We start from the raw sequence: 21,321 nt of genomic DNA, 5'->3' as shown, positions 1-21,321 counted from the left end.
CCAGTTTGGGGTGGCATGCATTCGCTGCGGCCTGTTTGTTTGACGGAGGGCTGCGACTTGGCAGATGATGACAAGGACAGCAAAACAGAAGCCCCGACCGCGAAAAAGCGAACCGACGCCGCGGAAAAAGGCAATGTGCCGTTTTCGCGCGAGCTGTCGATCTTCGCGACCATCCTCGCCACTTTCATCTATCTGGTGTTCTTTCTTCCCGATAGCGTCGGCCGCATGACTGAAACGCTGCGCGACATCTTCGAGCAGCCCGACCAATGGAAAATCGAGACGGGATCGGACATTCTGGCGCTGTTCGCTCGGCTCGGCTGGGCCTGTGCGTCGCTCCTGGCGCCTGCGTTCATCCTGTTCATGGTCTTCGGCATTGCCTCCTCGATCTTCCAGAACCTGCCGACACCCGTTCTTGAACGCATCAGGCCGCAGGTCTCGCGCATCTCTCTCACCAAGGGCTGGTCACGGCTGTTCAGCCTCCCCGGCCTCGTCGAGTTCGGCAAATCGCTGTTCAAGGTCGTCGTCGTCGGAGTGATTCTGTTCTTCGTGCTCAGGAGCGAATATTTCGGCTCGATCGACGCGATGTTCTCGGATCCGCAAACGATCCTCATGCGGATGATGACGGCGATGCGAAAGATCATCATCGTCATGCTGATCGCCACTGCGATCGTTGCGATCGCCGATCTTTTCTGGACGCGCCATCACTGGTTCACCGAACTCAAGATGACGCGCCACGAGGTGAAGGAAGAAAACAAGCAGGCGCAGGGCGATCCCTTTGTCAAAAGCCGGCAGCGGTCGCTGATGCGCGACCGCGCGCGCCGGCGCATGATCGCCAACGTGCACCGCGCAACGCTTGTCATCGCCAACCCGACGCACTACGCCGTGGCGCTGCGCTATGCGCGTGAAGAGAACGACGCACCGGTGGTTCTGGCCAAGGGCCAGGACCTGATTGCACTCAAAATCAGGGAGATCGCCGAGCAGAACGGCATCCCCGTGTTCGAGGATCCGCCGCTTGCGCGCTCCATGTTTGCGCAAGTCTCGGTCGATAGTGTCATACCGTCAGTCTTCTATAAGGCCGTTGCGGAGCTCATACACAGGGTCTACGCCGCAGACGCCAAGAACAAACGGGTAAGATAAGCCGAATGAAAAAATGCCCTCACTCTGCCCAGCGTGAAAAGATCCTCGCAGAGGCGATCAGCCCGGTCGCCACCGAACTGCGCCTTCTGGATGCCTCTGACCTTATTTCACTGCTGCGCTTCGAGTATTACGGCAATCTGGCCGATCTTGTCGCTTCGGCGGCGGAGCTTTTCTTTCATCCGGGCACTGTCAATTTCGGCCTGGGCGGAAATTATACGCTCGAGTGGGGCGGCAAGCCCGAGGTTGTTCTCGACCTGGAAATCAAGCCGCGCGGCGTCACCGTCTACGCGCAGCTCACCCTTGCCGAAGATCATGCCGGCATCGAAATCAACCACATCGCTTTCCAGAATCCCTCGCCCGATCCCGACGAGAATACCGTGTTCCTTGAAACGAGCCTTCGGCAATCCCGCTACAATGTGAAACCGCCCAGCGCGCTCGCCAGCTGAGAGCCTTCAGAACAATCCAGGCGCATCGCTATCTTTCAGATTCTCCTGGCCGGCGCTTAATTTGCGCGCATGCCCTAAAGCCGTCTTTCATTGAGGGCGGCCCGCGCCGGTTCAGCTGATATAGCCGAGCCGGATCGCCTTGGCGATCGCCTGGATACGGTTGACGGAATCGAGCTTGATGGTCGCTGAACCGAGATAGGCGTTGACTGTGTGCACGGACAGACCGAGTTTTTCGGCGATCTCTTCGCTGATACGGCCATCGCCGGCAAGCTGGAGGCAGGCGATTTCGCGTTCGCTCAGCGCTTCGGCGGCGGCCGAGCGGCGTTCGTCGAGCGACAGCAGATCCATCATAATATGGCAGCAGCGACCGTGCAGCTCGACGATCATGTCGCTTGAAGGATCGATATCATCACCGGTGAAAAGGATGAAGCCATTGCCCACAGCCCCGAGCCGCACCGGAAAGGCAAGGCCGGAGAAAGGCAGGATGCCATCCTTCAGGCGCGTCATGAAGGGAGCAAAATCCGCCGGGCCGGGGGCCGCCCGGTCGTGAGCACCGGCCCATGACAGCGGCAGCAGCGACTTTTCGATATGCTCGAGAAGGATATCGCCATACGCGTCGGTGAAGCTCTTGCCGAAACCGGCATTGGAAGATCCCCAATTCTCGAGCTCGCAGACAAGGCGCTGCTTTGCCGGAAGTCCCGAGCCGCTGACGCGGTAGATCGCGAAGCCTTGAGCGTCGGCAAGCTTCTGCATGGCGATCAGCCGCGGAAAAAGATCCGAACGGCTGGAAATCCTGTTCACCCGCACCATGCGCAGCGGATCGGCGCCGTTCATCACCCTGCTTGATGGATGCCCCATGAATCCCCCTATACGAGATTGTTGCGGACCGCGAAGGCAATGGCCTCCGACCGGGTCTTGGTCGCGGTTTTCCGCATCACGCTGGTGATGTAGTTGTTGATCGTGTTGCGGGAGATTCCGAGTATCATGGCGATCTCGTCGCTGGTCTTGCCCTCGGCAATCCAGAACAGGCATTCGAGCTCGCGATCGGTCAGTTCAAAATCGCGATCGACCCTTGCGCCCCCGCAGCGCAGGAAGCTCGCGACATAACCGGCAAGCAGTCCTACGTCGCGCAGGCGCTCCGGCGAGAGGATGAACCCTTCGCCGAACAGGAACATCAAGGCCAGCCGCGAGCGGCCGACATTGAAGGTCAATGAACAGTATTGGCGGCTGGCGCCCTCCGGCACATCGGCACCCTCTGGCAAAAGCGCAAAATTCGGCTGGAAGACCTGCATGCATTTTTCCAGCTCAGTCGAGCGGGCATAGCCGCTGACAAGATCATTAGCGACCTCCTTGACCAGGTCGAAGGGCCAATCCGAGGAAACGATGAAATCGAGGCCGCTTTCCTGGATGAGGTCACAACGCGCCAGCAGATAGTGCGAGGCACCGACATATTCCATCAGTGCACGCAGACCGGACTGCAACCTGCCAGTGCTGGCAACCCCGTGCAGGCGCTGGATCAGCTCGTCGCGCGGCAACAGGGCCGGTGCCACGGCGCTTGCGAAATTCATCATCTGCCTCTCGCCTTTGCTCGCCAGAACTATGTTCATATCCATCGGCAATGTCCTGCGGCTGAGAAGCGATCACACGCGGTGCAACTGCTATTTTTCTGCAAAGGATTCAATTCAAGTCCGCTCGAATCCCATTTCGAATCACCCAAGGGTAAGCCGGACGATGCAAAGTACCATCTCCGACTTCTGGGGATTTACTTTCGCCGCCGTCCGTGCCCTGATTCGAATGCCGATTTTGCCCCTCAACATATAGGGAGGCTAAGGTGATTCTGGCTGTGCCGCAACTCGATTCGCGTATTACGCGAGTGAAGCTCAACAGATTTGTTCACCTCGCCTGAAGCGCGTCGCGACCTTTCAGATCCAGCGGTCGCCTCGCCGGCACCGGCGCTGTCCGCCACCTGATAGAGTCCGGCGCTGGCGCAAACAGGGCCGGTTTCCCGGCCCCTTTTTATGCTGCGTCGTCGATCGCCCATTTCCTGAGGATTTTGGCGGCGCGCTCCTCGTTGATCTCCACCATGCGGGCAAGCTTGCGTTCCGGCCCCTCCTTGACGCGGCGGTTGAAGTTGCCGTCGTCGTCGCCGAGGCTGAGCAGATCCTCGGTGCTGTCGAAGCCGAAGTCGGATCCGAAGCCGTCCATGAGAGCGCCCCCGGGCGCTCCGGCTGCAGGCGCGAAGTCGGGGAGTTCGAGACCGGCGGCTTCCGGCGTCGCGTCGCCGAGGACCGAGGTGGCGCCGTTGCCGCTGACGCTGCGTACCAGCGGCCGCAGACCCATCCAAACCACCACGAAGGCGACGGCGACGAAGGCCAGCGAGTTGATGATGCCGGCAAGGTTGCGGCTCAGCATGTCCATGACGCGGACACCGCCGGTGGCATCTTCGAGCAGCTGATTCTCGAGGAAGTCCATCGCCGTGACGGTTACGACGTCGCCGCGCTTGGCGTCAATGCCGGCCGCCGAAGAAACGATCTTCTGCATTTCGGCGAGATAGGCGTCGATCTTGGCCTGGTCGGCGGGCTCGCCGACCATCTTGGCGATGCGGCCCTTGTTGACCACGACGGCGATCGACAGCTTCTCGACCTCGTAGCTGCTGCGGGTCGTCGCGGTCGTTTTGCTGTTGATTTCGTAGTTGGTCTGCTCTTCGCGCTTGTCGGACTTGTCCTGCGATTCCGGGCCGCCGGCGCCGCCGGCTTCCGGGGCCGCCTGGGGAATGTTCTGTTCGACGGTGGTCGCGTTGTCGGACTGCTTCTGCTGCGACTGCTGGGCTTCCTTCGTCGAGCGGACCGAGCGCTCGACCTTGGATTCGGGATCGTAGACCGTCTCCTGGATCTGCTGGGCGTCGGTGTTGAGGTCGGCGGTGACGCTGGAGCGGAAATTGTCCATGCCGAGGAAGGGCGCCAGCGCCTTGTCGATGTTGGATTCGACTTCCTGCTGAACGTTCTGGACGATATTGAGCGAGCGGTTCAGCGAGCTGTTGCTCGTTTCGTCGCCGGAAGCGAGCAACTGGCCGGCGGAATCAAGAATCGTGACGTCATCGACGTCGAGCCCCGGCACGGCCGAGGCGACGAGGTGGCGGATCGAGGTCGCCGCGCCGCGCCCGGTAGCGGCGCTTGCGCGAATCATGACGGAAGCGGTCGGTTTCTGCTCAGCCTTCCGGAAGTTTCCGACCTCGGGCATGACGATATGGACGCGCGCGGCTGTTATGCCCGAGATCGACTGGATCGTGCGAGCGATTTCACCTTCCAGCGCGCGAACCCGCGTCACTTCCTGCATGAAGGAGGTCAGGCCGAGCGAGCCGACATTGTCGAAGAGTTCGTAGCCGGCATTGGCGCTGTTCGGCAGGCCGCGTTCGGCAAGCATCAGGCGGGCCTTGCCCGTCATGCCCGCCGGAACGGTGATGCTGGAACCGTCGGTGCCGACCTGGAAATTGATGTTGGCTTCGGCAAGCGCCATGCTTATCTGGTTAAGATCGGGAGCGTCGAGACCGACGTAAAGCGTTTCCTGTGCCGGTTTGTTGACGAAAAGGGCAGCCGCAAGGATGATCGCGATGGAAACGGCGCCGACGCCACCCAGAATCATCAGGCGTGTCCGACCCAGGGCACCTAAGTTCTTAAAGATCTGAACTAATTGATTTAACAGATTCATTCTGTTCTCGCGCGATCCGTCAAAGACAAAGCAGGCTTATTGCCTCATCTGACGAATAATCGGCGAAACTTGTGCGAGCGTTTCGTGGGGAGCGTGCCGGAGCGAAAGGCTGAAGCATGTCGCGCAGCGATTTTTGCGAGAACGACGTGCGTTGAACGGGGACCCTTGATGCGGGAAGCGAGACTGAAAAGATCGCGCGCTTCAGAAGAAATCGAAATCTCCGGCCGCCTTGCTCAGCGGCTGGGAATGGCCGTGGCGGGTGGCGCCGCCCAGCGCCTTCTGCATCTCCGCCAGCTTGACGAGGCTGAGCGCGGTCGCGACATCAACCGTCCAGCCGAGCGGAATTTCGCCGGTGATGGTGTCGATGAATTCGGCAAGACCGCGCGACTTCTGCACGGCCAGATCGATGCCCTGCATGACCTTCATGGCGTCAGGCGAATTCAGGATTTCGGCGCCGCCGAGTTCGAGAAGCTGCGGTTCGATACGCTCGATCAGGTAGGCCACATCGTGCAGTTCCAAAACGATGCGCATCAGGATGTCGCTCAGCGCTTCGACAGGCGCGGGCGGCTCCATCACCGGAGTAAATGTCATATCAAAATCCTCGCCATCAAAAAAATTCGATACTGGTTTCGGCGGGCTTCTGCGGAGCGGCGGGACGCTGCTCGAGAGCGACCGTTCTCTGCGTTTCGGCGCCGGTCAACGGGTATTGCCGGGCACGGCCGGAGACGGGCCAATATTCGAGCTTGCGCCCGTGCTCCCCACCGGTGGAAGAGCCGACCACCGGTATGCCTTCATCCCTCAGGAACTGCATGGCGAAGGCCGCGTTCTGCTCACCGACGTTGGAAAAAGTCGAGATCGTCTTCGCGCCGCCGAAGATCTTCGCCTCCAGCCGGTCGCGCCGGGCGCCCTGCTTCAGGAGACCGTTGATCAGCAGTTCCATCAGATGCACGCCGTAGCGCGTGGCATCGCCGCCTGATGTCGGCGAGGTCGCCGAACCGGGCAGCAGAAAGTGGTTCATGCCGCCGACACCGGCGACGGGATCTCTGAGGCACGCAGCCACGCACGAGCCGAGAATGGTCGAGAGGACCGCATTCGGATCGCTCAGAACCTTGTACTCGCCTTGAATGATGTGCACGCGACGGGCTGCCCCCTCAGTGATCATTTCAGAGCTCCAAACACGGCTTCGATGGCCGCTTTCATCTTCTCGATCGTGAACGGCTTGGCGAGCACGTTGTTGGCGCCGAGCTGGGCCGCCTTCTGCACCAGCGCGCGATCGCCCTGGGCGGTAAGGATGATAAAGGCCGCCTTCTTGGTGTTCGGGTTGGTGCGTACCGCCTGAAGGAAGCCGATGCCATCCATCTTCGGCATGTTGAAGTCCGAGATCACCAGGTGGTGCGGCTGCTCGGTCATGATCTTCATGCCCTGCTCGCCGTCGCCTGCGGATGTGATCTGCTTGAAACCGAGCTGGGTCAGCGCATCACTGAGCAGCAACCGGCTCGTTACCTGATCGTCGACGATCAGAACTTTGATTTTCTCCGCGATCGACATTTATTCGGTCCCTTCCTTTCGGGCGGCTGTCAATTTCAATATTTCTTCACCGATGGCAGTCAGTGGCAGCTGCTGCTCGACGGCGCCAAGTTCGTGAGCAACCCTTGGCATTCCGTAAACGACACAGGTTTTTTCGTTCTGGCCGAGCGTTCTGGCGCCCGCGTGGCGCATTTTCAACAATCCGGCGGCGCCATCGCGGCCCATTCCGGTCAGGATCACACCGACAGCGTTGCGGCCTGCGAGTTCCGCGACCGAATCAAAGAGCACGTCCACCGAGGGGCGGTGACCGTTGACGGGCGCCCGGTCGACAAGACGGCAGCACGGCGCCGAGCCGCCGCTGACCTGGAGATGACGTTCGCCGCCCGGGGCCAGATAGATCTTGCCGATTTCGAGGCGGGCGCCGTCGGTCGCTTCCTGCACCACCGGCGCGCAGAGACGGTTCAGCCGTTCGGCAAAGCTCTTGGTGAAGGTCGGCGGCATATGCTGGGTGATGACCGTCGGCGGGCAATTGGCCGGAAATTTCTGCAGCACGGCGATCAGCGCCTCGACGCCACCTGTGGACGAACCGATCGCGACGATCTTGCGGCCGACGCGGAAATCGGCGACGGAAGGCGGGGGCGCGACGGCAGCCGCCGGTTGGGAGAACTGGCGCTGCGTGCGTGCGGCCGCCTTGACCTTCTCGGCGAGATCGCCGAAGGGCTTGGGTTCGCCGGGGCCCGGCTTGCCGACGCAATCGAAGGCTCCGATCTCGAGCGCCGCAAGCGTCGCTTCGGCGCCGCGATGCGTCATTGTCGATACCATGATGACCGGCATCGGCCGCAGCGTCATGATCTTTTCAAGGAAATCGAGACCGTTCATGTTCGGCATCTCGATGTCGAGCGTCACGACGTCGGGGTTGAGCCGTTTGATCGCTTCACGCGCTTCCAGTGCGTCGCCCGCCTGGCCAATGACATTGACCTCTGGGTCGGAGCTCAGCACGGCGGTAATCAGCCCCCGCATGGTCGGCGAGTCGTCAACAACGAGAACTCTTGCCGGAGCGCTCATGCCTTCCTCCCGAGACCTTTGGTCGTGTAGCGATAGGTCGTGATGCCGATATTGTCGAAGACGTTCTTCGCTTCGCCGGAAACGCGCTCGGAATGGCCGATATAGAGATGGCCGCCCTCCGGCAGCAGGCCGGCGAAACGCTGCCAGATCTTCATCTGCGTCGGCTCGTCGAAATAGATGACGACGTTACGGCAGAAGATGACGTCGAACTTGCCCTTGAACGGCCATTGCGCCATCAGGTTCAGCTCGTTGTAGGTGATCAGCCGCTTGACGCGGTCGTCGACCTGGAACTTGCGGCGGCCCTGCACCTCCACTTCGCTGAACCACTGCTTGCGCATGGCGGGCGAGACGGTTTCGAGCGCGCTCTCGTCATAGGCGCCGGCGCGGGCGATGGCGAGGATTTTTGGGTCGATGTCGGTCGCCAGGATCTTGAAGTCGTAATCGGCGGCATTCGGCATCAGCGACAGCACGGTCAGCGCGATCGAATAGGGTTCCTGCCCATCGGAGGATGCGGCCGACCAGATGCGCACCCTGCCCCCCGATCTCGCCCGCTGCAGCAGCTCCGGCAGGACATGGTCTCGCAGGTGTTCGAAATGATGGTTTTCGCGGAAGAAGCGGGTGAAATTGGTCGTCAGATGCGAGAGCATTTCGCGGCGCGCCGCAGCACCTGCCGGCGAAGCGACGAGTTCGCAATACTCCCGGAAACCCGACAGGCCAAGATTGCGGATATGCTTGGACAGGCGCGAATAGACCAGCGAGGCCTTCGTCTCGTTGAGGAAGATGCCGGCGTCCGAGTAGATCATGGCGGCGATATCCGTGAGGTCGCGGCGTGTCAGCGGATATTCTCCGCTGGCCAGCACCTCGTCGGCTCCCTGCCGCTGATCTTTTGCACCCATTGCACTCATGCGGCTTCGCTTTCGGTCTCGGAAAAGAGGGCTTCAAGTTCGAGCAAGCAGATCATGCGCTTGTCGATGGCGAGAATGCCTCGGGCAAATTGGCGCTCGAGGTCGGAGGAAATTTCGGGCGTCGGCTGCACGATCTCGTCGGTCACCGTCAGAATGTCGGAGACCGCGTCGACCAGGAGGCCGACGACTTTGCGATGGACCTGGGCAACGATGATGACATGACGAGCGGTCGGATCGGCCGGCTTCATACCGAGCCGGGCGGCAAGATCAATGATCGGCAGTACCGCGCCGCGCAGGTTGATGACCCCCAGCAGGTAGGCAGGCGAGTGCGGCATCGCGGTCGCCGGGGTCCACCCCCGGATTTCGCGAACCGACATGATGTTCACGCAAAATTCCTGATCCCCGATGCGGAACGCGATCAGCTCGCGATCCCCCTGGTTCAGACTTTTTACAGCGTACGACATTCCCTTACCCTACCGCTGCCAACGACATTTCCGCTTTGAGCGACTGACCGCGCGAGGCGCCGACAACTGCGTCGACATCGAGGATGAGAGCGACGCGGCCGTCGCCGAGAATGGTTGCGGCGGCGATGCCCGGCACATGGGTGTAGTTGGCTTCCAGGCTCTTGATGACCACCTGGCGCTGACCCTGGATGGCATCGACCATCAGGGCACGCTGGCCGCCGCCTTCGGATTCCACCAGGAGCGCCACGCCCTCGACGGGATTGGCCTGGGTTGCGCGGAAGTTCAGGATGCGGCCGACATCGACCAGCGGGCAGAACGAGTTGCGGATCGAGATCAGGCGATGGTTGGCGCCGAAGGAGTGGATCGCGGAAGCCTCCGGCTGGAGGGTCTCGACGATCGCGGTGAGCGGCACGACCAGTGTCTGGCCGGCGACGGTGACCACCATGCCGTCGAGAACGGCGAGCGTCAGCGGCAGGCTCATGGTGAAGACCGAGCCGTGGCCCGGCTTGGAGGTGATGTTGATGCGGCCGCCGAGCGCCTGGATCGAGCGCTTGACGACGTCCATGCCGACGCCGCGGCCCGATATGTCGGAGATCTTGTCGGCCGTGGAGAAGCCCGGAAGGAAGATCAGGTTGTCGATTTCCTCGTCCGACAGGTTCGCGTCGGCCGGGATGAGGTCGTTATCGATCGCCTTCTGGCGGACCTTCTCGCGGTTGATGCCGGCGCCGTCGTCGGCAAGCTCGATCAGGATGCGTCCCGAGCGATGCTTCGCGGTGAGGCGGACCGTGCCTTCTGTGTTTTTGCCGGCGGCAGCGCGCTTTTCCGGGGTTTCGATGCCGTGGTCGACGGCATTGCGGATCATGTGGGTCAGCGGCTCGGCCAGCTTGTCGATAACGGTTTTGTCGACTTCGGTGTTCTCACCTTCGGTGATGAGGCGGATCGACTTGCCGGTCATGTCGGCGATTTCGCGGACGATGCGCGACATGCGCTGGAAGACCGGCTTCACCGGCTGCGCGCGAATCGCCATGACCGAGTCCTGGATCTCGCGGGTGAGCTGCTGCAGCTCTTCCAGGCCCATATTGATCGAGGATGTGCCGGTCGTGTCGTTCTCGATGACGCTCTGAGACAGCATCGCCTGGTTGATGACCAGTTCGCCGACGAGGTTGATGAGGCGATCGACGCGATCGAGATCGACGCGGATCGTCTGGCCGGCACCGGCCGCATTGTTCTGGGCGGCGGCATTTGCGGCGGCCGCGGCGGCGGCCGATTCCTTCTTCTCGACGCGGGCGGCGGCTGCGGCCATCTGCGTGACGTTCGAAGCTGTCTCGGCGGCGGCAACGGCAGCGGCCGTTTCTTCGGACCGCGCGGAAACTTCTGTCGTTGCGTCCGTCTCGTCCAGGATCGACAGGTCGAAGGGAACCGGCACCATCGGCAGCTCCTCATTGCTGGAAGCGTCGTCGCTTGCCTCATCGACCGACTTCACCGACAACTCGCAATCCCACTCGGCGAATTCGAACACGGCGCGGATGGCATCCTCGCCCTTGTCCGTCTTGAGCGTGACGTTCCAATAGAAATAGGCCGCCTCCGGATCGAGCTCCTCGAGGCCGGGCAGCTCATCCATATTGCAATAGATCGTCATTTCGCCGAGGCGCGAGAGGTCGCGCAGCAACAGGGTGGCGTCGTTACCCTTGGAATAGAGCTCGTGGCGCGGCTTGAAGGTGATCTCGTAGGCCGGCAGCCCGCCCTCGTCGCCGAAATCATCGAAGGAAAATGGGATCGGCTGAAAACCGCTGTCGTCGGTCGGCTTGGGGGCTGGCGCCGGAGCAGCCGGAGCGGCCTTCGGCGCCGGTGCATCGGCTGCTGCCGAGGGAGATGGCAATTCGCCGTTGGCCAGCGCTTCCAGCTCCTTGACGAGGCCGCGGCTGCGGCTTTCATCGACGCTGCCGCCGTCGCGGGCAGCATTGGTCAGGTCGGCGAGCACGTCGGCCGACTTCAGCATCACCTTCAGGACGTCCTGGGTCGGCTCGAGCTTGTTGGAACGAACGCAATCGAGAGTGGTCTCGAAAACATGGGCGAAGGCGACCAGATCGTCGAGGCCGAAGGCGCCGGCGCCGCCCTTGATCGAATGTACGGCACGGAACACCGCATTGACGGTTTCCGGATCGCGATCGCCATCATTCATTTTCAGAAGACCGGATTCCAGTTCGGCGAGCTGTTCCTCGCACTCCTGGAAAAAGATCTCTTTGATTTCGTTCATATCCATAGGAGCAAATCCTGGGTTTAAGCGGTTACACGCTCAATGGCATCGATCAGCTTGGCCGGGTCGAAAGGCTTGACGATCCAGCCCGTGGCACCGGCCTGGCGGGCGCGGTTCTTCTTTTCCGCGTCGCTTTCGGTGGTCAGGACCAGGATCGGGATCGCCCGATATTTCTCGTTGCGGCGGACACCTTCAATAAAGCCGAAACCGTCGAGGCGCGGCATGTTGATGTCGGTCACGATGACGTCAGGATTGGATTCTTCGAGAACTTCGAGGCCTTCGACGCCGTCTTCCGCCTGGATCGTCTCGAAACCGGCATTGTTCAGCGTCACGAGCAGCATGTTTCGGATGGTGCGGGAATCATCCACGGTAAGTACTTTTTTCTTCATTGCCGAATCTCCTTGGCAAGCAGGTGGTCTATATCGACGCCAACCAGCTGCATGGTTTTGTGAAATGCATCGGAAACCTTTGAAAAGGTGAAGGGCTGCTTGTCCTGCTCCCAGGTCTTCTCGGCGGACATCAGAACCTGGGCACAAAGAGCGCCGATACGTTCGACGTCGGAGGCGTCGATCGAAAGACCGCTACCCCTGAAGGAGAGGAGTTTGTCGCGCAAGGCGGAAGCCTCATTGAGGTCGAGCACCGCTGTCAAATTCAGCGTCTTGCCACTCTTCTTTGCCACCATCAGCTTTTCCTTGTTCCCTTTTCCCCGGCCCCGAAAGACGAGCTGAGGCGATAATCCGATAGGTTAGTAAACATTCCGCCCACCTCCGGTGCCCGTCACGGACCGAGGAAGGCCAAAATCGTCGTTTTCGTATTCCGCGGCCAATACCGGCCGGGCGGCGATTTCGACCGCGCGCGGCGGCGTCACGCGAGCCGGCGCCGAAGGCGCTGGATGCGCCTTTTCGCGGGCAATGCGGAATTCGCGAATCGTCTGGCCGAGTTCGACGATGACAGTGTGAAGATGATCGGCGCCTTCGGCGGAGCGCTCCACAAAGCCGGCGCTGCTCGCCACCTCCGCACCAAGGCCCTTGACGTCGGCAGCCACGCCATCGAGGCTTGCGGCATGTTCGCCGGTCCTCGTGGCGATGCCTGATATGGCGGCGTTGATGTCGGTGACCTGGCGCACGATGCTGGCGATCGAATCCTGTGTGCGGCCGACCATCTGCACGCCGGCATCGACCTGCGTCTTGGTCGTCGTCACCAGCGTCTTGATCTCGCGAGCGGCTTCGGCCGAGCGCTGCGCAAGGGCGCGGACTTCCTGGGCGACGACGGCAAAACCGCGGCCGGAATCACCGGCGCGTGCCGCCTCGATGCCGGCATTCAGCGCCAGAAGATTGGTCTGGAAGGCGATCTCGTCGATGGCGCCGATGATCTGGCCGATCTTTTCGGCCGACTGCTCGATATCGGCCATGGCGCTGATCGCGCGGCCGACGACCTCGCCGCTTTCCTCGACCGCGGCGCGCGTCGAGGCGGCCGCCTGTTCGGCGGCGCGGCTGTCGGCCGCGCCGTCGCGCACGCTGCCGGCGATGCCGGCAAGGGTAGCGGCGGAAAGCTGCAAGCGGTCGGCCTGGCCGGACGCCTTGCCGGCGAACTGCCGCGACTGGCCGGCAAGCGAAGCGGTCGCCGCTTCGGCCTTTTCGGTGCGTTCGGTAATGGCGGCGAATTCGGCCTGGAGGCCATCCAGGGCGCCGTTCAGCGCTGCGGCAATCCCGGCATAGGCGCCGTCGGCGTCGACAGGCGCGCGCCGTGTCAGGTCGCGGGCCGCGAGACCCGCGATGACATCGTCGAAGATCCTGGCGATCTCAGCTTCACTTCCGGCGCGCTCGTCGGCAAGCGCGCGGCTCTGGGCGGCCCGCAGCGCATTGAAGCGGAGCGAGACGGCGATTTCCACATCGACCATGACGATGCGGATGATCGCCGTCATCAGATCGGAAATTTCACGCGTGCGGCGCTTGGCCGAGGGCAGCAGGGGGCGACCGGCGATCTCTTCGGCGAGGCCCGATACGACATGCTCGAGCATGACGCCGTGGCCGGCGACGTGCCAGCGCGGGTCGAGGCCCATCTTGCTTTCGGTATCGGAGAGAACCTTGACGCGCTCGGCATAGAGGCTGTCGAAGCGCGCATCCGTCAGCACATCCCAATGCGAGGACTGCAGATCATGCAGGCGATCAACCTGGCGCTCGCTGTCGAAATTACGCGCGGCGTCGGGAAAGGACTGGAATCTGTGGAAGAGATCGCGCAGCCCTGCCTTCAAATGTGCTTCGAGGGCCGGCCGGTTGCGGCGCACCAGTTCGCATTGATCGGCATCGAGACCGGCAAAACGCAAGCGATCGCGCAAGCTGCCTGCCTGCGCTCCACGAGCCTGATCTGATGGCATGTCCTGCCTCAAAGCCTGTCCCCGACCCACATTCCAGGCGAATGCCCGGCAAAAATTTGCAGCATTCGATGAACGCAAGCGCGGAGCCGGTCTTCACCACCGGCGACGACCGGCAGGTAAAAGCCCCTGATCAGCTATGTTTCGAAGCTGTATGAAGAGATGGATACCGGATCGACCCGGTACGGCGGTACGGCGTCATGCCTGCTGGGAACGAGCACATCTTCCCATTCCGACGTGTAACCCAATGTTTATGGTTAATTCCTTGCCCGAAGGTTAATAAGCCTTTCCAGGAGCAGGCTTTTGGAGCAATTCAGGGCAGTTCGCAGGAAATACTTCTACGGAGTTGCACGGCTGCTACAAGGCACACGCAAGCTCCGTGTTATATGCCGCTCGACAGCCAAGACATGACGTCGACAAGGACAGAGCAATGATTGTTCTCGGATTGGGTTCCTGCATGATCGCAATGGGCATACTTGCCGCCGTTGCCCGCCTCGATTTCCTCGCCGCCCATCGCGACATCCGCGCGCTTCGGGTGTTCTAAAGCGTTCTTCGCCCTTTCCCGTTGGCAGTCCGGCGCCTTTGGTGTAATCGCACTCGCGCCTTTCATGTCAGCGGAACACTTGGTTCATGTCTCCCAGATCTGGTCTCCTCATCGTCCTTGGCTTCACGCTCTGGCGCGTCGTCTCGCTTCATTTCGATGCGACGGACCTTTTCGTCGATGAGGCACAATACTGGTTCTGGTCGCAGAATCTCGATCTCGGCTATTATTCCAAGCCGCCGATGATCGCCTGGGTGATCCGGGCGATGACAGAGCTTTCCGGCTCGGATGCCATCTATTTCATCAGGCTCTCCGGGCCGCTGATCCATATGGCCGCCGCACTGGTGCTGATGAAGGTGGCGAAGCGTTTCGTCGGGCCTGAGATCGAGGGCTGGACCGGCGCCACCTACATTACGCTGCCCGGCGTGGCGCTTTCCTCAGTGTTCTTCTCGACCGACGTCATCCTGCTGTTCTTCATCGCCATCGCTCTGCTCGCCTATTTCGGCCTGACGCAGCGGCGCTCGGTCGGACTGGCGCTCGTGATGGGCCTCGGGGTCGGTCTCGCCTTCCTGACGAAATATGCCGTGTTGTTCGTCGTACCGGGCGGCGCGATCGCTCTCCTCCTCATTCCGTCGACGCGCATCGCCATTCGAGATTTCATCGTCGCGGTCGCGGTTGCTGCGGTCGTCGCCCTGCCGAACCTCTGGTGGAACCTACAGCATAACAATACGACGGTACGCCATACGCAGGATATTGCCCATTGGAGCGACCTCGGCATCAATCTTCGCCGCGGGCTGGAATTCTTCGCCGCCCAGTTCGGCGTCGTCGGGCCGATCGTATTTTTTGCCATGCTCTGGGCAGTCTATCGCATGATCAAGGGCAGGAGCGACGACCGGGAGAAGATGCTGGTCTGGCTGTCGATGCCGGTGGTGGTGCTGATTACCCTGCAGGCAACGGTCGCCAAGGCCTACGCCAACTGGGCCGTCACCGCCTATGTTGCCGGCACCGTGCTTGCCGTCTGGCTGCTTTGCCGGCTGTGGCCGAAGGGGCTGAGGCTGTCGCTCACCATCAACGGCATTGCAAGCCTGCTCTTTCCGCTGGCGACGATCTTTCCGCATCAGTTGCTGCTGCCGAACGGCGACGAATTGATGAAGCGCTATCTCGGCCGCGCCGAAGTTAGCCGCGAGGCAGCCGCGCTGACAGGTCAGGCCGGCACCGACATCATCGTCACCGACAACCGCGATATGGTCGCCGATCTTTTCTATACGCTGCGCGATACATCCTACAGGATCTACGCGCGGGCGCCCGCTGGCCTTCCGGAGAGTTATTATGAGCAGGAATTCGCCCTGCCCGCCGACATTACCGGCAAGGTGCTTTTCCTGACCGACGGGCCACTTACCTGTGCCAGCGAAACGCCCGAAGTGCTCAAGAACTGGCAGCCGGCGGACGGCTACTACGAGGGCGAAACGCTTTATATTTACAAAGTGTCCGCGACCTGCCTGGCGCCCTGAGCCGGCCTCAGCCGGCTCGATTGGGCAGGCAGAGACCGGTGCCCGCACCTTCTATCGCCACGAACCTGACGCCGCCTTCCTCGAACGCAAGGCGCAGCTGCGCCTCCGTTGCACGATGGATGTCGTGGTGGTGTCCCTCGTAATCGCGGATGGTGCTGCGCGAGACAGCCGCCTTCTCGGCAAGGTCGGCCTGGGTCCAGTCGAGCAGACCGCGTGCGGCCCTGCAGAGTGCGGGGCTTAGAATTGTTTCCCTGGCGCCTTGACCCATAATTTCAAATTACCCATATTGGTCGATATAGACCACTTATGTCATAATACTAACGGGATTTCCAGATCGGGAGATATCAATGCCGCACGATACGCCCTTGATTTCGACAATCGTCGGCGGCCTCGTGCTGGCTTTCATCTTCGGCGCTTTTGCGCATCGGTTGCGCATGCCGCCGCTCGTCGGCTACCTGATCGCCGGGGTTCTCGTCGGGCCGCACACGCCGGGCTATGTGGCGGATCAGAGCCTTGCGCCGGAGCTTGCCGAAATCGGCGTCATCCTGCTGATGTTCGGCGTCGGGCTGCATTTTTCGCTGAAAGACCTGCTGTCGGTACGCGGCATCGCGCTGCCCGGCGCGATCGCGCAGATCGCCTTCGCGACACTGCTCGGCTGGGGGCTCGGCGCCGTCATGGGCTGGCCGACCGGCGGCAGCCTGGTCTTCGGCCTGGCGCTTTCGGTCGCCTCCACCGTCGTGCTGCTGAAGGCGTTGCAGGAGCGCCGGTTGGTGGAGACGGAGCGAGGCAGGATAGCCGTCGGCTGGCTGATCGTCGAAGATCTCACCATGGTGCTGGCGCTGGTGCTGATCCCAGCCGCAGCCAGTATCGGCGGCGGCGGCCACGCTCCCGTCGAGCCGCTATCGGCGGGTCTGAACCACCTGTTCGGTCTCGATCTCGGCATCGGCGCCATCATCGCCATGACCTTGGTCAAGGTAGCGCTGTTCGTGGCGCTGATGCTGGTCTTCGGCCGCAAACTCATTCCCTGGACGATGCACCGCATCGCCCATGCCGGCTCGCGCGAGCTCTTCCGCCTCGGCGTGCTCGCCATCGCTCTCGGAGTTGCCTTCGGCGCGGCGAAACTCTTCGGGGTGTCGCTGGCGCTCGGCGCTTTCTTTGCCGGCATGGTGCTGGCCGAAAGCGAGCTCAGCCACCGCGCCGCCCAGGAAAGCCTGCCGCTGCGCGACGCCTTTGCCGTGCTCTTCTTCGTGTCGGTCGGCATGCTGTTCGACCCGAACATCCTGATCGACAGGCCGCTGCCGATCCTCGCCACCGTCTTCATCATCGTTATCGGCAAATCCGTCGCCGCCTTTCTGCTCGTGCTCGCCTTCAAGAAGCCGCTCGGCACGGCGCTGACCATTTCGGCAAGCCTCGGTCAGATCGGCGAATTCTCCTTCATCCTCGCCGCCCTCGGCGTCGAGCTCGGGCTGCTGCCGCAGGAAGGCCGGGATCTCGTTCTTGCCGGCGCCATCATTTCGATCGTCCTCAATCCGCTGCTATTCTTCCTCTGCGACCGCATGCGGCCTCTTCTCGAAGGGCCGAGGCGCGAGGAAACTGCGGCCGACCCCGCTTCCGCCGCGGATGCGGGCACCGCTCAGGAACAGGCGGCGCCTGAGGACGACGACGTGCATCCGACCGCCCTTACCGGCCACGCCATCCTCATCGGTTACGGCCGGGTCGGCAGGATCGTCGGACAGAACCTCAAATCGTCAGGCACGCCCTTCCTTGTCATCGAGGATTCCGACAAGCGCATCGGCGAATTGAAAGCGCAGGGGGTCGAAGCCTTTATGGGCAATGCGGTGGCGCGGGAGACGCTCGATCTCGCCAATCTCTCGACTGCGCGCAGCCTCGCCATCGCCATTCCGAACGCCTTCGAGGCCTGCCGCATCGCCGAGCAGGCGCGCAGCGTCAATCCATCCATCCTCATCGTCGCCCGCGCCCATTCCGACGCCGAGGTCGACGAATTGAAGCAATACGGCGCCGACACCGTCATCATGGGCGAACGTGAAATCGCACTGGGCATGGTTGACCGGCTCGCTCAAGTGCATCATGAGAGTGTTTCCTATGAAGACAGGCAGGAGCCTGCTACAATCATCCCGACGGGCACTGCTTCGCCGGAAAGAGAATGAGAGATTGGCGCGCTTTTGAGCCGATACGGGAGTGACATCGCCGGAACGGGGGAGATGGAGCTGGACCAGCACCGTCTGACGAGCCGTATCGCCACTTCCCTTCTCTTCGCCATCCTTGCCTATATCGGCCTGCTTTTCGGCGGCAACCTCATCATCTCGCCGGCCACTGCCGTCAACACGCTTTCCTCTTCCGGCCGTGATCCGCAGCCGCAGCAGCTGAGCGCGCGCGACGCCGTTCGCGGTGTGCTCGCCGCCGAGCGCAAGCTTGCGCCGAAACAAATCGCCTATGACGCGGGACCGCCTGCCGTTGCCGCCGCCCCTGCTGTCGGCTTTACCGGCTGGGACATCAGGGCTCCTCTTGCGGCATTTGCACCTCCATTTCATCCAGCAGTTTCCAGGACCCAACAGGCGCGCGCACCGCCGATCGTCGCCTGAGGCCTGCGCCGAGCGGCGCTTCCGACCATTGACGACATGCCGCCAGCGCCCGGGCGCCGGCCCTCGATATCAAGGAATACAACATGCGTACTTCACCATGGCTGGTGCTCACCTATACGGTGATCATCGTGATCGGCCTATTGATCGCCCTGCCGAACGCCCTGCCGCAGTCCACCCTGCAGCGCCTCCCGACATGGCTGCCGCATGAGCAGGTGTCGCTCGGCCTCGACCTTCGCGGCGGCTCGCACCTCGTTCTAGAAGTCGACGAGGCGGATCTGACCAAGGAGCGACTGCAATCGCTGCTTCAGGACGCTCGCCGCGTCCTGCGCGAAAAGGGCATCCAGCCGAAGGCCGTCGTGCGCAGCCAGAACCAGATCGTCGTGACGCTCGCCGACGCCTCGCAGAGCGATGCGGCCGTCACCGAACTGAGGACGCTCGCCAATCCGATCAGCACCGGCCTCAGCGCCGGCCAGGCGGATCTCGACGTCACGGCGAACGGAGCGACCATCACCGTCGGCTTCTCGTCGGCCGGCATCTCCGCCAATGTCGACAACGCGGTCCAGCAGAGCCTTGAAGTCATCCGCCAGCGCGTCGACCAGGTCGGCGTCTCCGAGCCGACCATTCAGCGCATCGGCGCCAATCGCGTGCTCGTCCAGCTTCCGGGCGCGCAGGATCCGTCGCGCCTGCGCGAACTTCTGGGCTCCACGGCAAAGATGTCGTTCCATATGCTGGCGCCGAACAACCAGCCTGGCCCCGGCGTCACCATGCTCAAGGACGACGAAGGCAACTCCTTTCCGGTTCTCGATCGTGTCGAAATATCAGGCGACCGCCTTTCGGATGCCCGCGTCAGCTTCGATCCCAACACGCGCGAACCTATTGTCAGCTTCCGCTTCGACAGCGCCGGCGCCACCCGCTTTGCCGAAATCACCCGTCAGAATGTCGGCAGTCCCTTTGCCATTGTGCTCGACAACAAGGTGCTGAGCGCCCCCGTCATCCGCGAGCCGATCACCGGCGGTTCCGGCCAGATCTCCGGCAATTTCTCGGCTGACAGCGCAACGACGCTTGCTGCCATGCTGCGCGCCGGCGCCCTGCCCGCCAAACTGACGGTGATCGAGGAGCGCACGGTCGGCGCCGATCTCGGCGCTGATGCCATCAAGATGGGCATTTATTCCGGCATCGTCGGTTTCGCCCTTGTTGCAGCTTTCATCTTCGTTCTCTACGGCACCTGGGGCATCCTGGCGAATGTGGCGCTGCTGATCCACACGATCCTGACCCTCTCGGCGCTGACGCTGGTCGGCGCGACGCTGACGCTGCCGGGCATTGCCGGCGTCGTTCTCGGCATCGGCCTCGCGGTCGACGCGAACGTCCTCATCAATGAGCGTATTCGTGAAGAGACCCGCAAGGGCAAGGGCGCCTTTGCCGCCATCGATACCGGCTTCAATCGTGCCTATTCGACCATTATCGACGGCAACATGACGGCGCTCATCGCTGCGGCCATCCTGTTCTGGTTTGGCTCCGGCCCGGTTCGCGGCTTCGCGGTGACCATGGCGCTCGGCCTGATCATCTCGATGTTCACCTCTGTCGCGTTCGTTCGCGTCGCGATGATCGAGATTACCCGCCGCCGCAAGTTCAAGGTGCTGAACATCCGGCCGCTGATCCCGTTCAGCCCTTACGACAAGCACATCCAGTTCATGAAGGCGCGCTTCTTCGGCGTCACCGTTTCGGCGCTGCTGTCGATCGCCTCCGTCGTGCTTTTCATCTACCCAGGCCTCAACTATGGCGTCGACTTCCGCGGCGGCATTCAGATGTCGGTCAAGACGAAAGAAGCCGCCGATCTTGCCAAGTTCCGCGAGGGCCTCGATAGTCTCGGCCTCGGCGAGATCACGCTGCAGACCTTCGGCGACAACAACAGCATTCTCGTTCGGGCTCAGCGGCAGGAAGGCGGCGAAGAGGCGCAGACTGCGGCGGTGACCAAGCTGAAGGCCGAGGTCGCCAGGATCGATCCGAACGCCACCGTCGAAGGTACCGACGTCATCGGTCCGAAGGTCAGCGGCGAGCTTGCCTCGGCCGGTATCCTATCGGTGGTGATCGCCAGCTTTGCGATGCTCCTTTATATCTGGGCGCGTTTCGAATGGCCGTTTGCCGTCGGCGCCATCGTTACGCTGGTGCTCGACGTCACCAAGGCGATCGGCTTCTTCGCGATCACCGGCCTCGACTTCAACCTCACGGCCATCGCCGCCATCCTGACGCTCGTCGGTTACTCGGTGAACGACAAGGTCGTCGTCTATGACCGCATGCGCGAAAACATGCGGCTCTACAAGTCGATGCCGCTGCGCGAGATCATCGACAAGTCGATCAACGAGACCCTGGCGCGAAGCCTTTACACCAATGCGACCGCCTTCCTCGCCCTGGTGCCGATGGCGATCTGGGGCGGCAGCGCGGTCTCGAGCTTCGCGATCCCGATGGTCTTCGGCATTCTGGTGGCCGGCGCCTCGTCGATCTTCATCGCCGCACCCATCCTGCTCTTCCTCGGCGACTGGCGCCGCCGCCATGCCAAGGCGGTACCGGCAACCGATGCTGCAGCCGAAATCATCCCGCCGGAAGAGGGCCGACCGCGCAAGTCAGCGACCTAAAAAACGGGTTGTTAACGCATCCTTGAAGAGGGCGCCGGTTGCAGAGCCGGCGCCCTGTTTTTATGTTGCCTATTGCCAGGATGAAATTATGCAGCATTTCAAGGTATTACAGCGTCCGTCGCGCGGCTGAGGAAGGCCCATGACGCCGCA

Annotated in this window: 20 protein-coding genes; 6 read left to right on the top strand and 14 right to left on the bottom strand. The window is 62.0% G+C overall.

The window, feature by feature from the left end; genetic code table 11:
* Positions 1–57 precede the first annotated feature (57 nt).
* Together flhB and GA0061105_RS24590 are read left to right on the top strand one after the other, a co-directional pair.
* A complete protein-coding gene (flhB, locus tag GA0061105_RS24595; protein WP_064693813.1) occupies positions 58–1,137 on the top strand; it encodes a flagellar biosynthesis protein FlhB in 1,080 nt (359 codons plus the stop codon).
* A gap of 5 nt (positions 1,138–1,142) precedes the next feature.
* Positions 1,143–1,583 (top strand): hypothetical protein, encoded by a 441-nt coding sequence (locus GA0061105_RS24590; protein WP_064693812.1) that lies wholly within the window; start codon positions 1,143–1,145, stop codon positions 1,581–1,583.
* Positions 1,584–1,694: 111 nt separating this feature from the next.
* Here the strand turns inward: GA0061105_RS24590 and visR are convergent, their stop codons facing one another.
* The 13 genes from visR to GA0061105_RS24525 all read right to left on the bottom strand — a co-directional run bounded on the left by visR (position 1,695) and on the right by GA0061105_RS24525 (position 13,886).
* Entirely contained in the window at positions 1,695–2,441 is a 747-nt protein-coding gene (visR, locus tag GA0061105_RS24585; RefSeq protein ID WP_092753495.1) for a transcriptional regulator VisR, read from the bottom strand.
* A gap of 8 nt (positions 2,442–2,449) precedes the next feature.
* The gene (gene visN, locus GA0061105_RS24580) at positions 2,450–3,196 is read right to left on the bottom strand and encodes a transcriptional regulator VisN (RefSeq protein ID WP_092753493.1); all 747 of its coding nucleotides are present in this window, start codon (positions 3,194–3,196) and stop codon (positions 2,450–2,452) included.
* A gap of 403 nt (positions 3,197–3,599) precedes the next feature.
* Positions 3,600–5,291, bottom strand: a complete 1,692-nt coding sequence (gene fliF / locus GA0061105_RS24575) for a flagellar basal-body MS-ring/collar protein FliF (RefSeq protein ID WP_092753491.1) — start codon at positions 5,289–5,291, stop codon at positions 3,600–3,602.
* Between the two features lie 201 nt (positions 5,292–5,492).
* Complete coding sequence (cheT, locus tag GA0061105_RS24570; RefSeq protein ID WP_064693808.1) at positions 5,493–5,882, bottom strand: chemotaxis protein CheT; 390 nt, start codon at positions 5,880–5,882, stop codon at positions 5,493–5,495.
* Positions 5,883–5,898: 16 nt separating this feature from the next.
* Positions 5,899–6,453: a chemoreceptor glutamine deamidase CheD gene (gene cheD / locus GA0061105_RS24565; RefSeq protein ID WP_064693807.1), complete on the bottom strand. Its 555-nt coding sequence runs from the start codon at positions 6,451–6,453 to the stop codon at positions 5,899–5,901.
* Complete coding sequence (locus tag GA0061105_RS24560) at positions 6,450–6,839, bottom strand: response regulator (protein WP_004672258.1); 390 nt, start codon at positions 6,837–6,839, stop codon at positions 6,450–6,452. The genes cheD and GA0061105_RS24560 overlap by 4 nt, the downstream gene beginning before the upstream one ends.
* Complete coding sequence (gene cheB / locus GA0061105_RS24555; protein ID WP_092753489.1) at positions 6,840–7,883, bottom strand: protein-glutamate O-methylesterase CheB; 1,044 nt, start codon at positions 7,881–7,883, stop codon at positions 6,840–6,842.
* Positions 7,880–8,788, bottom strand: a complete 909-nt coding sequence (cheR, locus tag GA0061105_RS24550) for a protein-glutamate O-methyltransferase CheR (protein ID WP_064693805.1) — start codon at positions 8,786–8,788, stop codon at positions 7,880–7,882. Before cheR ends, cheB begins: the two co-directional genes overlap by 4 nt.
* Positions 8,785–9,252, bottom strand: coding sequence for a chemotaxis protein CheW (locus tag GA0061105_RS24545; RefSeq protein ID WP_092753487.1), 468 nt, complete (start codon positions 9,250–9,252; stop codon positions 8,785–8,787). Before GA0061105_RS24545 ends, cheR begins: the two co-directional genes overlap by 4 nt.
* Before the next feature lie 4 nt (positions 9,253–9,256).
* Entirely contained in the window at positions 9,257–11,515 is a 2,259-nt protein-coding gene (locus tag GA0061105_RS24540) for a chemotaxis protein CheA (protein WP_092753485.1), read from the bottom strand.
* A 17-nt stretch (positions 11,516–11,532) separates the two neighbouring features.
* Positions 11,533–11,898 carry a chemotaxis response regulator CheY1 gene (cheY1, locus tag GA0061105_RS24535; protein ID WP_003570362.1) on the bottom strand — a complete coding sequence of 122 codons (366 nt, stop codon included), beginning with the start codon at positions 11,896–11,898 and terminating at the stop codon, positions 11,533–11,535.
* Positions 11,895–12,191, bottom strand: a complete 297-nt coding sequence (locus tag GA0061105_RS24530; protein ID WP_064693802.1) for an STAS domain-containing protein — start codon at positions 12,189–12,191, stop codon at positions 11,895–11,897. The genes cheY1 and GA0061105_RS24530 overlap by 4 nt, the downstream gene beginning before the upstream one ends.
* Before the next feature lie 63 nt (positions 12,192–12,254).
* Positions 12,255–13,886, bottom strand: a complete 1,632-nt coding sequence (locus GA0061105_RS24525) for a globin-coupled sensor protein (protein ID WP_092753483.1) — start codon at positions 13,884–13,886, stop codon at positions 12,255–12,257.
* Positions 13,887–14,513: 627 nt separating this feature from the next.
* On the opposite strand from GA0061105_RS24525, the gene GA0061105_RS24520 reads away from it, so the two are divergent.
* Positions 14,514–15,935, top strand: coding sequence for an ArnT family glycosyltransferase (locus GA0061105_RS24520; RefSeq protein ID WP_092753481.1), 1,422 nt, complete (start codon positions 14,514–14,516; stop codon positions 15,933–15,935).
* A gap of 7 nt (positions 15,936–15,942) precedes the next feature.
* Here GA0061105_RS24520 and GA0061105_RS24515 read toward each other — a convergent pair whose 3' ends face one another.
* Positions 15,943–16,203 carry a helix-turn-helix domain-containing protein gene (locus GA0061105_RS24515; protein ID WP_092753479.1) on the bottom strand — a complete coding sequence of 87 codons (261 nt, stop codon included), beginning with the start codon at positions 16,201–16,203 and terminating at the stop codon, positions 15,943–15,945.
* A 79-nt stretch (positions 16,204–16,282) separates the two neighbouring features.
* Here GA0061105_RS24515 and ybaL point away from each other — a divergent pair, with 79 nt between their 5' ends.
* From ybaL to secD, 3 genes are all read left to right on the top strand, one after another.
* A complete protein-coding gene (gene ybaL / locus GA0061105_RS24510) occupies positions 16,283–18,103 on the top strand; it encodes a YbaL family putative K(+) efflux transporter (protein WP_092753477.1) in 1,821 nt (606 codons plus the stop codon).
* Between the two features lie 54 nt (positions 18,104–18,157).
* Positions 18,158–18,538: a hypothetical protein gene (locus GA0061105_RS24505; protein ID WP_064693798.1), complete on the top strand. Its 381-nt coding sequence runs from the start codon at positions 18,158–18,160 to the stop codon at positions 18,536–18,538.
* Between the two features lie 83 nt (positions 18,539–18,621).
* Positions 18,622–21,171, top strand: a complete 2,550-nt coding sequence (gene secD, locus GA0061105_RS24500) for a protein translocase subunit SecD (RefSeq protein ID WP_064693797.1) — start codon at positions 18,622–18,624, stop codon at positions 21,169–21,171.
* The last annotated feature ends 150 nt before the right edge of the window (positions 21,172–21,321 follow it).

It is taken from the genome of Rhizobium aethiopicum (assembly GCF_900094625.1).
In the GTDB taxonomy this organism is placed as follows: Bacteria; Pseudomonadota; Alphaproteobacteria; order Rhizobiales; family Rhizobiaceae; genus Rhizobium; species Rhizobium aethiopicum.
Note: the sequence above shows the minus strand (reverse complement) of the source record. Positions and strands in the feature narration are given on the sequence as shown.

Coding starts and splice junctions, on each gene's coding strand:
- GA0061105_RS24590 (WP_064693812.1), top strand. CDS start 1,143: ATGAAAAAATGCCCTCACTCTGCCCAGCGTGAAAAGATCCTCGCAGAG.
- visR (WP_092753495.1), bottom strand. CDS start 2,441: ATGGGGCATCCATCAAGCAGGGTGATGAACGGCGCCGATCCGCTGCGC.
- visN (WP_092753493.1), bottom strand. CDS start 3,196: ATGGATATGAACATAGTTCTGGCGAGCAAAGGCGAGAGGCAGATGATG.
- fliF (WP_092753491.1), bottom strand. CDS start 5,291: ATGAATCTGTTAAATCAATTAGTTCAGATCTTTAAGAACTTAGGTGCC.
- cheT (WP_064693808.1), bottom strand. CDS start 5,882: ATGACATTTACTCCGGTGATGGAGCCGCCCGCGCCTGTCGAAGCGCTG.
- cheD (WP_064693807.1), bottom strand. CDS start 6,453: ATGATCACTGAGGGGGCAGCCCGTCGCGTGCACATCATTCAAGGCGAG.
- GA0061105_RS24560 (WP_004672258.1), bottom strand. CDS start 6,839: ATGTCGATCGCGGAGAAAATCAAAGTTCTGATCGTCGACGATCAGGTA.
- cheB (WP_092753489.1), bottom strand. CDS start 7,883: ATGAGCGCTCCGGCAAGAGTTCTCGTTGTTGACGACTCGCCGACCATG.
- cheR (WP_064693805.1), bottom strand. CDS start 8,788: ATGAGTGCAATGGGTGCAAAAGATCAGCGGCAGGGAGCCGACGAGGTG.
- GA0061105_RS24545 (WP_092753487.1), bottom strand. CDS start 9,252: ATGTCGTACGCTGTAAAAAGTCTGAACCAGGGGGATCGCGAGCTGATC.
- GA0061105_RS24540 (WP_092753485.1), bottom strand. CDS start 11,515: ATGGATATGAACGAAATCAAAGAGATCTTTTTCCAGGAGTGCGAGGAA.
- cheY1 (WP_003570362.1), bottom strand. CDS start 11,898: ATGAAGAAAAAAGTACTTACCGTGGATGATTCCCGCACCATCCGAAAC.
- GA0061105_RS24530 (WP_064693802.1), bottom strand. CDS start 12,191: ATGGTGGCAAAGAAGAGTGGCAAGACGCTGAATTTGACAGCGGTGCTC.
- GA0061105_RS24525 (WP_092753483.1), bottom strand. CDS start 13,886: ATGCCATCAGATCAGGCTCGTGGAGCGCAGGCAGGCAGCTTGCGCGAT.
- GA0061105_RS24520 (WP_092753481.1), top strand. CDS start 14,514: ATGTCTCCCAGATCTGGTCTCCTCATCGTCCTTGGCTTCACGCTCTGG.
- GA0061105_RS24515 (WP_092753479.1), bottom strand. CDS start 16,203: ATGGGTCAAGGCGCCAGGGAAACAATTCTAAGCCCCGCACTCTGCAGG.
- ybaL (WP_092753477.1), top strand. CDS start 16,283: ATGCCGCACGATACGCCCTTGATTTCGACAATCGTCGGCGGCCTCGTG.
- GA0061105_RS24505 (WP_064693798.1), top strand. CDS start 18,158: ATGGAGCTGGACCAGCACCGTCTGACGAGCCGTATCGCCACTTCCCTT.
- secD (WP_064693797.1), top strand. CDS start 18,622: ATGCGTACTTCACCATGGCTGGTGCTCACCTATACGGTGATCATCGTG.